Genomic DNA, 14,200 nt, shown 5'->3' on the forward strand with positions numbered 1-14,200 from the left:
GAAGCGCCGTGCTATCCAGCCTGGTCGCTCTGTTGCTCGCAGCCGGGACGGCAAGGGCGGCCGACACAAGCAACGGCGTCGCCATCCAGGGGTGCCTGGAGGCAGCGTCCCGCGCCTATCACGTTCCGCCCGCCATTCTTGTGATCCTCCTCAACGTCGAGGGAGGCTCGCTTGGCGCTGTCAGCCAGAACACGAACGGCACCGTCGATATCGGGCCGATGCAGGTCAACCAGATCTGGGTGCCGCAGGTGGCGGCACACTGGTCGACGACGAAGGATCGCGCCTATCGCGCGTTGCGCGACAATTTCTGCGCCAATCTGGAGGCCGGCGCCTGGATTCTGCGTCAGTGTCTCGACGAGGCGCATGGCGATTTTTGGGAAGGTGTCGGCTACTACCACTCCCACGACCCTGGCCATAAGCAGGCCTATCTTCGTTCCGTGTTGCAGCAGGTCTTGCGCTTGCGGCCACATCTGCCAGCCGATCTTCGCTCTGTGGCTCAGCAGATTATTCCGCTGTTACCAAATCGGCCAGCCGCCCTCGCGACTGCGGCCGCTCCGGGTCAGGGATGATGATGGCCCAGCCTCATCCCCGTGCCGCATGGCCCTCGAACGACGATATGACGGTCTTCAACCTGATCGTCATCGCGCTCGGCGCGGGTCTCGGCTCCTATCTTCTCTGGACGCATTTTCACACTGAAATAAGTGCCGCTGTCATCGCCTGGCGGCATCAAGAAATCCGCGTGCTCCAAATCTTCACCGATCGCTTCGATCTGGCCGACGCGCAGATGCGCGGGTCCGATCCGGCCGGCGTCACGTTGCGCGATCTCTACGGCATTAGCCGCGCCATCGGCCGCACCTGGCGTTTGCCGGCGACGCTGCTGATCGTCGTGCTCGGCCTTCTTTGCATGGCGCGCAACGCGCCGTCGCAATTCCGGCGTCAGTTCGATCTGAACGGGCTGATCCGTGAGCAGGCCAAGGTGTTCACGACCACGGCTGCCTTCGTGAAGCGTCAGTTGCGTCTCGTGCCGCCTGCCGCGGGCTCGCCTCGTCCGGCCGACTACGCGCTGTCCCCTGCCGAATGGATCGCCCGCAACGCGCGTGCGTCCGACGGCCGGTTCAATGAGGCGAAGGCCCGGCGCGCCCTCGTCGCCCAACTGGGCACGAGCTGGACAGGTCCGGAGGGCGCGCCTCCGGTGGTCCGGGTCATGTTCGCCGCCTTCTCGCTGCACCTCGTCGAACGGCGCGACGAGGCGCTCGCCCTGCTCGGGGCATGCTCGCAGGCCCTCATGGATGTCGGATCGGGCGATGCCGAGGGTCCCGCCGAACCGCTGGCACTTCCCGCAGAGTGCCTCCAGGAGGTGGACGTGTTGATTGGGGAGCCGGGCGGGCCGACGGCGGCGGGCCGCCTCATCACCGACCGTCACGCATGGACCCACACGGCGTTGATGTCGCTGCTCAACACAGCACGGCTCAAGGCCGGCGTCCTCCCACCTGCCCAATTCGCCTGGCTCAAGCTGGTTGACCGGCCGCTTTGGTACGCCTTGCATTCGCTCGGCTTTGAGACCGAAGGCGTCGGCCGCTACCTTCACCCCAATCCTCGACCCGAGGCGGCTGGCGCACGCGACCATTGGGCGCTGGAAAGGGTGGCCGGGCGGGGCATCGACACCCCGAAATTCGATCAGGCAATCGATGCGCTCCGCCGGTCACACGCGCGCAGCCCCTCATTCGCATCAGGGTCTTCCAATGTGGGACCCAAGGTTCCGGAGGGCCAGCAGCATGAATTTCGACGTTCCAGAGGGCACGACCGTGCAGATCTTCATCGGAGCCGCGCCCCTGGCGCCAATCCAGGACAGACCCGGAATGGACCCGCCGCCGGCCCGGCTGCTTGAGACGCGCCGTCGTCGGCCACTGATCAAAGGCGTCGCGATCGCCGGGCTTGCGTTCGTCGCGTTCGTGGTCGGGCAGAAGACGGCGCCGCGCCAGAACGTTCTGATGATGGCAGGCAACGCCTCGGTGCCCCCGGCCAGTGCCGCGCCCTCGCCGGCGGTCCCGCGCTACGAGCAGGCATTCCCCTCGCGTGCGCTCACCCCAGAGCCATCCCAACCGCTGCCTGCGGGAGGCCCCGCGACGGATCAGGTGCCGCAGGCATTCACGCAGCAACTGCAGCAGCGGCCAACGATCACCCCATCTCCCGGAAGTCCGCCGCCCTCGGCCGTAAGCTCGGGAGCCAAGCCGTTCGGGCTGGAAGACTGAGCCGTGGCCATCGCGCGCCAGATCGTCGGGCCACAGGCGCAATTCGAGCGCTCCGGCGCGCAAAGCCTGCGCGATATCCGGCCCCTGACGACGCGCCTCTCCGAGGGCTTACGTGGGTCTGGCAGCTTTCTCGTTCTGGTGTCCGCTGCGGTCGCGACCTGGTTTGAGCCGGCCGTCATCGACCTGACCGTGCCGGCCTCGTTGCTCTACGCAACATGGGTCCTGACCCGCCGGCCAAGCCTGCCGATCCGGCTGCCGCGCTCGGCCGACTGTCTCGATTACGGCAATCCCCAGCCCGGCTCGCGCAAGCCGCAAAGGGCCAAGGGCGACATCTTCATCGGCTGGTCCGTGGATGGCCAGGAATTGTGGGTGACGGCGGAGGACGCGCGGCAACACATCTCGATTCCCGGCACGACCGGCGCCGGCAAGACCACTGCGATTTTAAGCCTGCTCTCGAATGCCCTCGCGCAAGGCTCGGGCTTCGTACTGGTGGACGGCAAGGCCCATCGCGACCTGTTCGGCAAGGTGCTCGCGCTGGCCCGCCGCTTCGGCCGCGAGGACGATGTGCGCGTGCTGAACTTCATGGTGGCGTCCGGGGTGAAGGACAGCGACCGCTTCAATCCGTTCGCGATCGGCAATGCGGACGCGATCCGGGAATTGCTCGCGAGCCAGCTGGGCGATCAGGGGCAGAACGATCCAAACGGAGTGTTTCGTGAGCGCGCTGTCGCCCTCGTCGGCACGATCGCGCCCGTGCTGGTCTGGCTCCGTGACCACAAGGGGATTTCACTCAACATCGAGATCATCCGCTCCAGCATCGAACTGCGCTGGATCTGGAAACTTGCCATCGAGAAGAAGGTGCTCCTGCGCAATCCGGATGACGGCAGCACGCACGAGCTGGATGTCAGCGGGGAGATTCCGGAGGACGTGACCTGGCCGTTGCGTGCTTATCTCGGCGAGTTGCCGGGCTATGATCCAACGGTGCCGCTCGACAAGCAGAAGGGCGACGAGCCATCCAAGCAACACGGGTTCGCGCAGTTCTATTTCACTGCCACGTTCACCCAACTCGCTGTCAGCCTCGGCCACATCTTCCGTGTCGAGAACGGCGAGATCGACATGCGCGACATCGTGCTCAATCGTCGCATTCTCGTGGTCAATCTGCCCGCGCTGGAAAATTCCGACGCAACGCTGGCCGCACTCGGCAAGCTGGTCGTCGCCTCGCTCCGCGGGATGATGGCGCAGCTGCTGGGCGCGTCTCTCGAGGGCGATTACAGCGAGGCTGACAAGCCCGGGATGGGCTCAGCGCCCTTCCCCGTCGTTCTGGACGAGCTCGCCTATTACGCGACGAGCGGCCTCGACCGGATGCTGGCGATGGGCCGCGGTCTGAACATCTCTTTCATGCTGGGTTTTCAGGAGACGTCGGGCATCTGGGCGCGGCTCGGCGAGAAGACAGCCTCCCTGCTGGGCAATGCGAATTTTACCATCGCCATGCGCCAGCAGGATTCCGGCCGGACGCGCGAATGGCTCCAGAAGACCGCGGGCGAGACCTTCGTCACGCAAGCGACCTCCTACCAGGGATCGGAGGATGGTAACTACCGGGAGGCGCAGCACGCCGAAGTACGGCCGGTCTCGCGGGTTGATTGGCAGGATTTGACGTCGCTGATCGAGGGCGAGGCCATCGTGCTGTTCGGCGGCCGTCGGGTCTATGCGCGGGTGTTTCACGCAGTTATCGACGACAGCGGTCCGAAACGGCTTGGACGTTGCCTCATGCTACGCGAGCCCGACCCAGACCGGGTCCGAGAGCGGACGGCGCACATCAACAGGGTCACCGAGACAATCGCCAGGGGCTCGCTGGCACTCGGCCAGGAGGAGGCACTCAGCGCGACGCTGGACGCGATGTTACGGGGGTTCCAGGCGGCGCTGGACGCGGGCAAGGGCCTCGGTTCATGCGCCGCCGATGCCCTGCTGGCGATTGACCAGGTGCCCGAGGAGTCGAGACCTCCGCCTCCTTCTGCGCCGGCAGACGGCACGCCGGTGACGAGCGTCATGCGCCTGCTGGACGAGGCGGTCGTCAACAGAATCGGAGACCTGGGCTCTGATGGCGCGCCGCACGAACCGGTCGACATCCAGTTCATCCGGCGGCTTCAGGAGATCGAGCGGGAGGCAGGCGCGGAACCAAGCGTCGCCCGCCAGATCGCGCTGTCGATCCTGACGGCGCGCGACGACGCTCTGCAGGCCGGCGAGCGTATTGAGCCGCCGGCCATGTCACATGAGGCGTTCCTTGCCCTCGTCGGCCGGCTTCGCAGGCGCGTCCGGCAGGCGGCGTCGGCGACGACACAGGAGGCCGCCTGATGCCGGCTTCCCGGAAACCACGCCCCAAGGAGAGGCGGTCTGTTGACAATGAACTCTATCAGCGACGCGCCGCCGCCGCCGGGATCGTCATGGTCTCCGTCCGGGTGCCCTCGGTTCGGGTTCCCGAGATCAAGGCCATTGCCTTGGAGTGGCGGCGAGAGGCGAAGCTCCTGCTGGAGAGTGACTTGCCGTCGGCCGATCAGATCCTGCAGATCCACGCCGTTTGTCACACGCTCGATTTAACCATTCCGCCCGAGGCGTTCGAGACGCGCGCAACCGCGGCTGCGTGGCTGCACGCGCATGAACGCAAGCTCGGACAGCGCCGCATCCACATTCCGCGTCAACGCACCGCCGATCCCTGAGCGCAATGAGGACCAGCCATGATAGCCGCTCTTCCGCAACAGAATCGAATGCATCTCCACATCGGTTTATTGCTTTCCCTGACCGCAAGCCCCGCCCTTGCGGTTCCTCTCGACATCCACGCGAGCAATATCGCGCCCTCGGATACGCAAAGCGCTATGGCGCCTGCATTGCCGACTCCGGCGGTCGGGCTAAGCGCTCCCCCGATCACCTTCCTCCGGGCGGCACGCCTGTCGCTTGCAGGGGGGCGGACGGGAGAAGCGCAAGAGGCGCTAGAGAGGGCGGAAACGCGGCTTCTGGACGACAACGCGCAGCCTGAGATGGCTGCGCCGCCTGCCCTGGCCGATACCCGGGCCGCGCGGCAGGCGCTCGCGGTCCACGATCGTGAGGGCGCTGCGCGCAACGTCGACGCGGCGATCGCCGCACTTAGCACCCCGGCCGTCGCGGTCACGTTCCCACCCCAGGTCGCCGCGCCGGTTCAGATCCAGCCGGTTGCCCCCGCGGTTGTCGCTGCTCTGCCTCCTGCACCGCCGCCGGTGACCAAAGCCCTTCTTCCTGGCCGCTGGGAGCTTCGGGGGGCGAAGTATGTGTGGGTGCCCCCCGATACGGAACTACGTCGGGTCGATGAGCGGTCGTGGCTGCAAGGCCGCTACGTTTGGAAGGATGGCGCCTGGATTTGGAGCGCGGTGCACTACGGATATCCGTAGTCGTGCGGCCTACTTCACCGATGGGGAATGAGCGTGGGCTTTGCTGAAAGGAATTGGTGTCGGGAGCAACATGCGGCTCCCCGCCCAGTGATCACGCTGCGTGTTCGCCGCTTTATCTGGGTGCGCTGGGCGGCGCCTGTGGCCATCGTCGCCGTGTTGCTCGCTGGCGCTGCTTATCAGGAATGGCGGCCCACCCCTCCAATGCCGACTACCGGCAAGCCTATTGCGCCGCCGCGAGCCGAACCGGCACCAGATGCGGCGGCGGATGCCGTCGCGTTTCCAAAAGATGGCTTCACTCTCGTCGATCGGCGCCCTGGGTCCGACTGGAATTCCCCACTGACTGTCCGTATTCCCACCGACACGCCGTACCGCCATTGGATCGTCAGCGTGCGTGATTGGGCGACCGGAAAATGGGTGGCCACCGTTTATCTGTCGAATGGCGTGATCACGACGGTGCTGCTGCCGAGTGGTTTCTATCGGATTGCGATGGCGGCGGGTTCGAACTGGCAGGGCGAGGCCCGCCTCTTCGGAGCTGGCACAGCGGCGTGGGAGTGGACCAGCGCAGTCTCGCTTACGCAGAAAGTGAATTCCGTGATTGGGTCACCTACGGATGGAACCGAAAATGCCGCGCCGCTGTCGCGGGATGCGTTCCGCACGCGATGACGGTCGCCGCCGGCGAGAAAAGGATAAACGTATCGCCGGCGGTTCGGTGGCGTGGTCTTACTTCGCGGCTTGCTGTGTGCGCTCTGCTTCCTGGGCCTGGGCGATACTGTTGCCATAGGCCAAGGCTTGCGTGGCCGTGGTGCGCGTCGCCTGTGCTTGCAGCAGTGCCTCGATGGTGTCCAGAACGACGAGCTGCTGTTTCGCGACAGCGAGATGCTGCTGCTCAACAGTCAGAAGTTGCTGCGTCGTCGCTTGCAGCTGTGGATCTGTCACCACGGTTTGGGCGGATGCGAGTGTCGGCACAAGCACGACTGTCGCGGCAATCAATGAGACTGGAAATCGCATTGGACTGGTCCTCTCGGGAGCACCGCCGGTTCGGCGGCGGCCTCACCCTGCCGTCGGGCGTTGCGAATCAAGGTTTCGTGTCTTTGTAGCAACCGACGAGCCCGACGTTCCAACAGGTCGGAAAATCAGGCTTCACCGCTGGCCGCTGCAATGGGTGATTGACCACAATAGGCCCCTGGTTGAGTTGGGCGAGGTCGATCTGAACGAGATCCTCGGTATCTTTGAAGTAGTTGGATAACTGCGCCGGTGACGTGAAGCCATCCATTTTCGCGTATCGAGAGGTGCGCGCGGCGAAAGTCTCCGGGACGAAATACGGCAGCGATATGTGATTGAGGCGTCGGCCGACCTTTATGTCTGTGTAGAAGCCGGTGTAGTCGAGGATTAGGCAGTCTCGAAGCGCCCATATTTTCGTCACCGGCACGGTCGCCGATTGATAGCAACTTTCTATTTCCTGGGTGACGCCTGCCATGCCGCCTGCCTTGAACGAGGTGTCGTAGCGGCTGGCGATATTCCAGACTTCCTGTTGGATATCCGGGTGCGGATCTTCGACCACAAGACCGGTTGCGGTGCATCCACCCAGCAGCAACGCCACGACTGTGGGGCGGATGACAGAAGTAAAAGCCATTCGCACAATCCTCTTTCAATGTTGCCTGCTCAGAGAATTAGCGCGAGGCGTGCGAACGGCGCTTCACGCGAGGGTGTGAAGATGAGGATCGATCCAGGGCTTCGGATTCCGGCAGACACGGCGGACCAGATTAGTGCTGCTGCGGTGCCGGGTAACGGAGCATTCCTGACGGATGCGTATCCCTTCCCACTGACGGCCGAGCTCGTGAACCGCGAGGTGCGTCTGAGGGCCGCGACCGGGAACGAGGTGACGGAGCTTCTCACGACAGGTGGCTTCCCGCCCGAACCCGGGGTGAAGTGGCCCGGAGATCCAGCCCTGGCACTGGGTCGCGAGGTCGAGTGGCAGATCGACGAGGGCAACCCGCCGACCCGTGAGGACAGCTGTCGTCTCTGGTCCGGCGAAGTCTTATTGTGCTCCGGTCAGGGCCTGGCCGGTCCCTTTTATATCCACGAAATGGCGGCTCGCGCCTGGGCCTTCTCCGAGGCGCTCAAGCAGGTCAGAGAAGATGTCTTTGAGATTCAGGTCGTGCCCTACGCCTGCGCGCGGTCTTTCGCGCCCGCCCTGCTGCGGGAAGGTGAGGTGGCATACCGTGGCTTTTGTCGCCGCTACGCCATCTCGCCGATCCAGGCCAGCGGCGCGCCGACTGTCATGACGTTGCCCGACACTGCTGTGACTGGCTGAAGCGCGCCTACTCTATGGGCTGGGGCTACTCGACGGCGACCGGGAAGGCGCGGGTGCGGGCACGACGCCGGCCAGCCGCATCCTTGCCACCTCGGCCTCCGCCCGCACCGTTCGCAGATGATGTTGGACAACCGTGAACTGTTCCGTATCTCGAAGCACCTTAGCGTTTTCCCGGATGGCGGTATCGAGCGACGGCAGGTGGCGAGAGAGTTGCTCGTTGACCGCCAGCGCCCTCGTGCGCTGGGCGGCCTTCTTTCCCCAGCCCGGATCAGCCAAGGTTGCCGCTTCCATCGCGTGGTGCGCCCCGATAAAGGCGTCGATCGCGCGCTCGCGGTCGTGGCGGGCCGCGTTGAGCAGATCGATACCGAGCGCCTTGTAGGGCTTCTCGGACATGTCCGCAGCGGCGCGCGCCCAAAGCGTGTCGTGGGTGATGGGCGTTGCTTCGCCGACAGCTTGGCGATGCCGCTCGGCCTCGTGCAGGGCCCCTTCCGAAATCAGCGTCCACGTCGTCCCGCGCGCCCGGCTTTCCGCCACGTAGCTGGTGAAGCCGGTGACGGCGGAAGTCCCGCGCGGCAGCGCGTTGATGTGCTCGTCGGAAGTGAGCCCCTGCGCCGCGTCGATCGTCAGCGCATGCCCGAGACCCAGTAAGATCCGGCCGGTTTCCTTGTCTGCCAGTCGGCGCCAGTCGATGTCTGCGACGCCGCCTTTGGCCGTCCGGACGCGAAGGCCGCTGTCGCTTTGCGAAAGAACCTCCACGACGTCGCCGTTATTGCCGACCTGTTGCTCCCGGCCGCCAGAGTGACCCCACGTCCTTCGGTAGAGCCGAACTCGGTCACCGGTCGCCAAGGCGAGATCATACTCGCGACCGTTCTGGTCGATTGCCTTGTGGAGAGTCTCATTGGCTGCGATCTCGCCGCGCTGCTTGAGCCGGGCCCGGATCGCCTGGCTGATGTCGGCCGCGTCCTCGTTGGTTGGCGCGCTGATGGTGATGCCGCGCTTACTCCCGGATGCGGCCAGAATGTCCCGCCGCTCGATGTAGAGATCGGCAATCTGACCGACCACCTGGTCGCGGTCGCCGCCGAGGAGACGGGCATGGCCGTCCGATCGCTTCATCGTCAAGGCGTCCGCGGCCTTCCCCTCACGGAAGAGCGCAGCGATCTCTCGGCCGCGCTGGGTTGCCTGCCGGACAGTCGAGAGCAGGACGGGCAGGGCCTCCGGAGGAAGGGCACGCCGGAGCAGCTCGATGCTGTCTCCCGCCTCGATCGCCTGGGCCTGCTCCCGGTCGCCGAGCATCTTGATTGTCATGCCCGTCCGGGCCTGCAGCTCGAGGAGCTTGAGCAAGGGACGCGGCCCGACCTGGCTGACCTCATCGATCACCAGGACAGTGTTGCGGCTGACGGTGATGTCGCCGCGCTCAATCATCGCCAGCAGCGGTGAGAGAGCGTAGGCGCGGTCGATGCCGGGGTCCCGCAGGGCGTCCGCCTGACGCCATGCCAGCGCGGTGCCGATAACCTCCCTGCCCTTCGGGTCGAACCGCGTGTCCGCCTTCCAGGCAGCCACAACAGGCTCAAGGATCGTCGTCTTGCCGACGCCGGCAGCGCCCGTCAGCAGGGTCAGTCGGCCCCCCTGCCCCAGCGCGAAGATCGCCGCCTTCTGGTCGGCGGAAAACTTGACCTGACTACGATCCATCGCCCGGCGGAGATCCGACGAGCCAAGCGCACCCGACCGGTCCCGTGCCGTCGCGTGCGCCAGGCTTTGCAAGCGCTCCTCGATCCTGATCTGCCGTGTGTTGCTGACACGCAGTTTGTCATCGAAGACCCCGACGACAAGGCTGACATGCTCGCCGCCAATCCGGATACCGCGCGTCTCGATGAGCTCGACTACCTGCTTGATGTCGGCTGGGCCGCCCGCGATACCGGCGCCAATGAGGCCGCGCGCAGCGTGCACGCCGAGTTTCTCGTGATCGATGACGGCGGCGGTTCGGAACTCCTCGGCCAAGTGCCGAGCTGCGAAGTGATAGGCCTGCTCGAACCGTTCCTCGTCGGTCCGTTTGGCGTGGGTCGTCTCCCCGATGACGCTCTCGTGCTTCCAGCCCAGCGCCTCGGCTTGCTCGCGCCACAGGCGGCGCTCATCGGCCTTCATCTTACCGAGCCGCCCCTCGGCGCTGGCCTCTTCGACGATATCGAGTTTACGTTCGGCGGAGAGGTCGTCCCAGGACAGGCCCTGGCGCTCCGCGAAGGTCCGCGCTTTATGCAGGATCTGCCGGTCGCGCTTGCTGAAAGCCCGGCCGATATCGCCCGGGACGCTCTCGATGACGACGGCCTGCTCGTTCTCGTTGTAGCCGACCTGAATGCCGAGGCGACGCAGTTCGTCGGCGAGGACCGCCTGGAAGTAGGCGCCGAACTCCTTGATCCGGTTGTCTGTGAGTGCCCGGAGGTCGAGCGACCCGATCCGGCCGTCCGCGGTTGCGACGATGTTCATGAGGAAATTGTGGATGTGGGCGTGCGGGTCGCCGGCGACTGGCGCGTCGAACAGGTAAGTCTGCCCATCCGCCCCGTCCTGAACCTGCAGGGTAGGCCGGGCCGTGTGGTGCCGGAAGGTGACCCACCCGACCGCCCCTGGATCGGCGCCGTCCTCACCGCCTTTACCCCGGCGCGCCCAGCCGACTTCGTGCGCGACATAGCGCATGGCGCGGTCGGCCGCGCGGTCGATGGCGTTCCAGATCAGCGCGGACTCCGCCGGCGTGGGCGCGAACTCGGCTGCGAGCGTGACGGACTTGTCGGGGCTGAACACCAGGTCCACCCCCGACAGCTTGCGGGGGTGGGCGGACCAGGCCTCGCCGTTGTCGGCCCGGCGTGCCTCGAACAGGCGCGCCATCTCGGTGTCGCGGGGCATCTGGCTGGGGTCGATGCCAATTGCCCGGGCCAGGATCGCAGGCATGTCCGGCCGCCAAGCGGCCCGGCTGTCCCGGCCCGTGTAGTAGGCGGTGAGGCGTCCGCCTTCCTCCAGCGTCCGCCCGGCGGCGTCGACCGGCGCGGGATGGATCGGCTCCGGGGTGTTCTCGGTGAAGTAGCGCAAAAGCAGCCGGCCGGCCGAGGCGGCGGCGATCTTGCGGAAGTTCATCACGGCCGTTGCACTCCGTTGTGCGCGGCATGACCACTCGCACTGCCCCCAGCCCCGTCGGTTGGCAGCGCAGGCAGCCGGTCCAGGATCGCGCCCTGGTCGCTTGCGATCTGGCGCAGGAGGACGAGCGCGTCGCGCTGCTGAGCGACGAGAGCGGCGATGAGGTCTTCGAGGGTTGGCCCCTCTCGCTCGGGTTTATTCACCAGGAGGCTGACCAGGGCACGTAGCAGTTCCAGGCATTCGCGTGTCTGTTCGCGGATGATGGTGAGGTCGGATTCACCCCCGTCGCCATTAGCGTTGGCCCCTTGTTTCATGCACCGTCTCCTGTGTCGGCGGTATCATCGGCATGTTGCGTGCGAATGGCGGCAAAGGACGGAGCCACAGCGATTCCAGAGCGCCAGAACGGCGCGGCGCAAAGAATCTTCTACAAATGCAAGATTTCTTGTAATCTCTCTACATGATGCGAGTTCTGATTGCTTGGGTCGGCGTGTCCGACCTTCTGGGTCCTTCAAAGGAGGCAACTGGCGACGTTGGACCCGTCGCGCAGGCGGTCGAAGTGCGCGGGTTCGATCGAGTGGTGCTTCTCGAGAGCTTCAGCAAAGCCGAGCACCAAAACATGCTCCAGCCTTACGTTTCATGGCTCAAGGCACGGACGAAAGTGGAGGTCATCGAGCGACCCGAAGTGCTCGGCGGCCCGACGGATTGGGGCGGGATCTACAAGGCCGCGCTCGGCGCCTGCCAAGCACAAGAGAAGGATGCGGCGCTGACATTTCACCTTAGCCCTGGCTCACCGCCGATGGCCGCCGTATGGCTGCTCCTCGGCAAGACGGTCTTCTCTGCCGAGCTGATAGAGTCGTCGCGCGAGCATGGCGTGAAGACGGTCACGGTGCCGTTTGACATCGCAGCCGAGTTCTTGCCCGACCTGCTACGTGAACCGGACGAGCGGCTCCGCAGCCAAAGCACAGCGGACTCGCCATCTGCTCCAGAGTTCAAGGACATCATCCACCGAAGCAAAGTGATGGCGCGCCTGATCCAGCGGGCGCGCCGGGTGGCACTTCGGAATGTGCCCGTCCTCATCGAGGGCGAGACGGGCACGGGCAAGGAGCTGCTTGCCAAAGCCATTCACCAAGCGAGTTCACGTCGCAAAAAGCCATTTATCCCGGTGAACTGCGGTGCGATCCCCAAAAGCCTAGTGGACGCTGAGCTGTTCGGCGTACTCAAGGGAGTTGGAACCGGAGTCGATGCGCGGAAAGGCTACTTCGAGGCGGCTGACGGCGGGACACTCTTTCTCGACGAGCTCGGCGAGCTGCCCCTGGCAGCTCAGGTGAAGCTTCTGCGGGTGCTGCAGGAGGGCGAGGTGACGCCCCTCGGAGCCCGCGAGCCCAAGAGGATCAACGTGCGGGTGATCGCGGCGACAAATCGGACAGTTATCCAGGAGGTCGAGGCCGGACGGTTCCGCGAGGACCTCTTTTATCGGCTCGCTGTCGCCGTGCTGAAGCTGCCCCCGCTGCGGGAGAGGCCAGGTGACACCGGACTCCTGGTCGACGAACTGTTGAAGGTGGTTAACAATGAGGCGGAGGCCGAGCCGGGCTACGTCCACAAGAACCTTTCTATTGGCGCAAGAAATCTTGTTGTCGCCCATCCATGGCCCGGCAACGTCCGCGAGTTGTTGCTCACCCTGAAGCGCGCCGCCATCTGGAGCGACGGTGGCACGATCTCCGCAGAAGACATTCGCGAATCCCTCCTCGCGCTGCCGCACACACAGCGGCACGAGGTTCTCGGGCGACCCCTCGGCAGCAGCCTTAACCTACAGGAAATATTGAAAGAAGTGGCACAGCACTACCTCGGCCGTGCGCTCCGTGACGCGGCGGGTAACAAAGCGCGTGCCGCGGAGTTGGTCGGCGCACCGAGCTACCAGACGCTCTCAAACTGGCTGAAGAAGTACGACGTGGAGGCATGACCTTCACGTATTTCGAATGCTGGCACGCCAGTTGCGATTGGTGTCTTCGCCAACGCCAACCCCGTGAGGGTGGTGTTGAACCAGGAGACTCAACATGAATGCCAACGACAACCTCTTCGAGACGTCCGGAGCCGAAGTCCGGTTCACCCTCACCAACCACGCTAAGGACCGCATGACCACGCGCGCGCTCCGCGCCGACGCAATTAACGCCGCGCTGGCCTACGGGCGCGTTGTCTGCGTCCGTGGCGCCGACATCTACGTAATCGGCCGGAAGGAAATCGCCCGCTACGCCAAGGAACGCATAGACCTCTCTGCCTACGATGGGGTTCAGGTCGTCACCGCCGACGGCGTCATTCTGACCTTGTACCGCAACAGCTGCTTCAACAGGCTCCGCGACCGCCGCACGCACCGCTGCCCGCTCGCCTTCGCGGCGTAGTCCGCAACACAAGACCAAAAAGAGCAAATCATGACATCACAGCTCAAAGAGTTCATCTCCTCGGCCGCGCGCCCACTCCCCGTCATCCTCCTCGCTGACGTAAGCGGAAGCATGGCGGCTGAAGGGAAGATCGAAGCCCTCAACCAGTCCGTCCGCGAGATGCTCGCGACATTCGGGTCGACCGACGATCTTCGCGCCGAGATCCACGTCGCCATCGTTACCTTCGGTGGCGAGGCCAAGCTTCACACCCCACTTCAGCCCGCAAGCGCGGTGAACTGGAACGACATGGTGGCCGATGGCGGCACGCCGATGGGCCAGGCGATGACGCTGGCGGCTGACATTATCGACGACAAGGAGAAGGTCCCGGGGCGCGCTTATCGCCCCACCGTCGTTCTCATCTCCGATGGCTGGCCGACCGACGCTTGGCAGATGGGTCTCGAACGCATGACCAAACAAGGGCGCGCGCAGAAGGCGGACCGCATGGCGCTCGCAATCGGCGGCGATGCAGACACCGAAATGCTGCGGCGCTTCCTGAACGACGAGAAGAAGCAAGTCTTGGTCGCTGCGGATGCCCGCCGCCTCAAGGAATTCTTTCAGTTCGTTACGATGTCCATCACGACGCGTTCGCGGAGTGCGAACCCGAATGAAGTTCCGCAGATGCAGAACCCGTTCGATCTCGATCGCGTATGAGAACAACGG

General features: G+C 65.0%; 15 protein-coding genes. 11 read left to right on the forward strand and 4 right to left on the reverse strand.

What is annotated here, in order from left to right; all coding sequences use genetic code 11:
• The first annotated feature begins 8 nt into the window (after nucleotides 1-8).
• From CCS01_RS12415 to CCS01_RS32760, 7 genes are all read left to right on the forward strand, one after another.
• Entirely contained in the window at nucleotides 9-569 is a 561-nt protein-coding gene (locus CCS01_RS12415; RefSeq protein ID WP_239992139.1) for a lytic transglycosylase domain-containing protein, read from the forward strand.
• Nucleotides 570-616: 47 nt separating this feature from the next.
• Nucleotides 617-1,888, forward strand: a complete 1,272-nt coding sequence (locus CCS01_RS12420; RefSeq protein ID WP_146101712.1) for a secretion/conjugation apparatus DotM-related subunit — start codon at nucleotides 617-619, stop codon at nucleotides 1,886-1,888.
• Entirely contained in the window at nucleotides 1,860-2,252 is a 393-nt protein-coding gene (locus CCS01_RS12425; protein ID WP_104519134.1) for a hypothetical protein, read from the forward strand. Before CCS01_RS12420 ends, CCS01_RS12425 begins: the two co-directional genes overlap by 29 nt.
• 3 nt (nucleotides 2,253-2,255) lie before the next feature.
• Nucleotides 2,256-4,601 (forward strand): type IV secretory system conjugative DNA transfer family protein, encoded by a 2,346-nt coding sequence (locus CCS01_RS12430; protein ID WP_239992140.1) that lies wholly within the window; start codon nucleotides 2,256-2,258, stop codon nucleotides 4,599-4,601.
• A complete protein-coding gene (locus CCS01_RS12435; RefSeq protein WP_104519135.1) occupies nucleotides 4,601-4,963 on the forward strand; it encodes a hypothetical protein in 363 nt (120 codons plus the stop codon). The genes CCS01_RS12430 and CCS01_RS12435 overlap by 1 nt, the downstream gene beginning before the upstream one ends.
• An 18-nt stretch (nucleotides 4,964-4,981) precedes the next feature.
• Nucleotides 4,982-5,668: a YXWGXW repeat-containing protein gene (locus CCS01_RS33655; protein ID WP_158258360.1), complete on the forward strand. Its 687-nt coding sequence runs from the start codon at nucleotides 4,982-4,984 to the stop codon at nucleotides 5,666-5,668.
• A gap of 87 nt (nucleotides 5,669-5,755) precedes the next feature.
• Nucleotides 5,756-6,331: a hypothetical protein gene (locus CCS01_RS32760; RefSeq protein WP_146101713.1), complete on the forward strand. Its 576-nt coding sequence runs from the start codon at nucleotides 5,756-5,758 to the stop codon at nucleotides 6,329-6,331.
• 57 nt (nucleotides 6,332-6,388) lie between these two features.
• Here the strand turns inward: CCS01_RS32760 and CCS01_RS12450 are convergent, their stop codons facing one another.
• A complete protein-coding gene (locus CCS01_RS12450; RefSeq protein WP_104519138.1) occupies nucleotides 6,389-6,676 on the reverse strand; it encodes a hypothetical protein in 288 nt (95 codons plus the stop codon).
• A 67-nt stretch (nucleotides 6,677-6,743) separates the two neighbouring features.
• Nucleotides 6,744-7,301 (reverse strand): hypothetical protein, encoded by a 558-nt coding sequence (locus CCS01_RS12455; protein ID WP_104519139.1) that lies wholly within the window; start codon nucleotides 7,299-7,301, stop codon nucleotides 6,744-6,746.
• A gap of 81 nt (nucleotides 7,302-7,382) precedes the next feature.
• Here CCS01_RS12455 and CCS01_RS12460 point away from each other — a divergent pair, with 81 nt between their 5' ends.
• Nucleotides 7,383-7,982, forward strand: a complete 600-nt coding sequence (locus tag CCS01_RS12460) for a hypothetical protein (RefSeq protein WP_146101714.1) — start codon at nucleotides 7,383-7,385, stop codon at nucleotides 7,980-7,982.
• Nucleotides 7,983-7,994: 12 nt separating this feature from the next.
• Here CCS01_RS12460 and mobF read toward each other — a convergent pair whose 3' ends face one another.
• Nucleotides 7,995-11,105, reverse strand: coding sequence for a MobF family relaxase (mobF, locus tag CCS01_RS12465; protein WP_239992141.1), 3,111 nt, complete (start codon nucleotides 11,103-11,105; stop codon nucleotides 7,995-7,997).
• Nucleotides 11,105-11,419, reverse strand: coding sequence for a hypothetical protein (locus CCS01_RS32765; RefSeq protein ID WP_146101715.1), 315 nt, complete (start codon nucleotides 11,417-11,419; stop codon nucleotides 11,105-11,107). Before CCS01_RS32765 ends, mobF begins: the two co-directional genes overlap by 1 nt.
• 143 nt (nucleotides 11,420-11,562) lie before the next feature.
• On the opposite strand from CCS01_RS32765, the gene CCS01_RS12475 reads away from it, so the two are divergent.
• From CCS01_RS12475 to CCS01_RS12485, 3 genes are all read left to right on the forward strand, one after another.
• Entirely contained in the window at nucleotides 11,563-13,065 is a 1,503-nt protein-coding gene (locus CCS01_RS12475; RefSeq protein ID WP_104519143.1) for a sigma-54 interaction domain-containing protein, read from the forward strand.
• A 94-nt stretch (nucleotides 13,066-13,159) separates the two neighbouring features.
• Entirely contained in the window at nucleotides 13,160-13,501 is a 342-nt protein-coding gene (locus CCS01_RS12480) for a hypothetical protein (RefSeq protein ID WP_104519144.1), read from the forward strand.
• 30 nt (nucleotides 13,502-13,531) lie between these two features.
• The gene (locus CCS01_RS12485) at nucleotides 13,532-14,191 is read left to right on the forward strand and encodes a vWA domain-containing protein (RefSeq protein ID WP_104519145.1); all 660 of its coding nucleotides are present in this window, start codon (nucleotides 13,532-13,534) and stop codon (nucleotides 14,189-14,191) included.
• Nucleotides 14,192-14,200: the final 9 nt, after the last annotated feature.

Origin of the sequence: Rhodopila globiformis, from assembly GCF_002937115.1 — a bacterium.
Classification (GTDB): Bacteria; Pseudomonadota; Alphaproteobacteria; order Acetobacterales; family Acetobacteraceae; genus Rhodopila; species Rhodopila globiformis.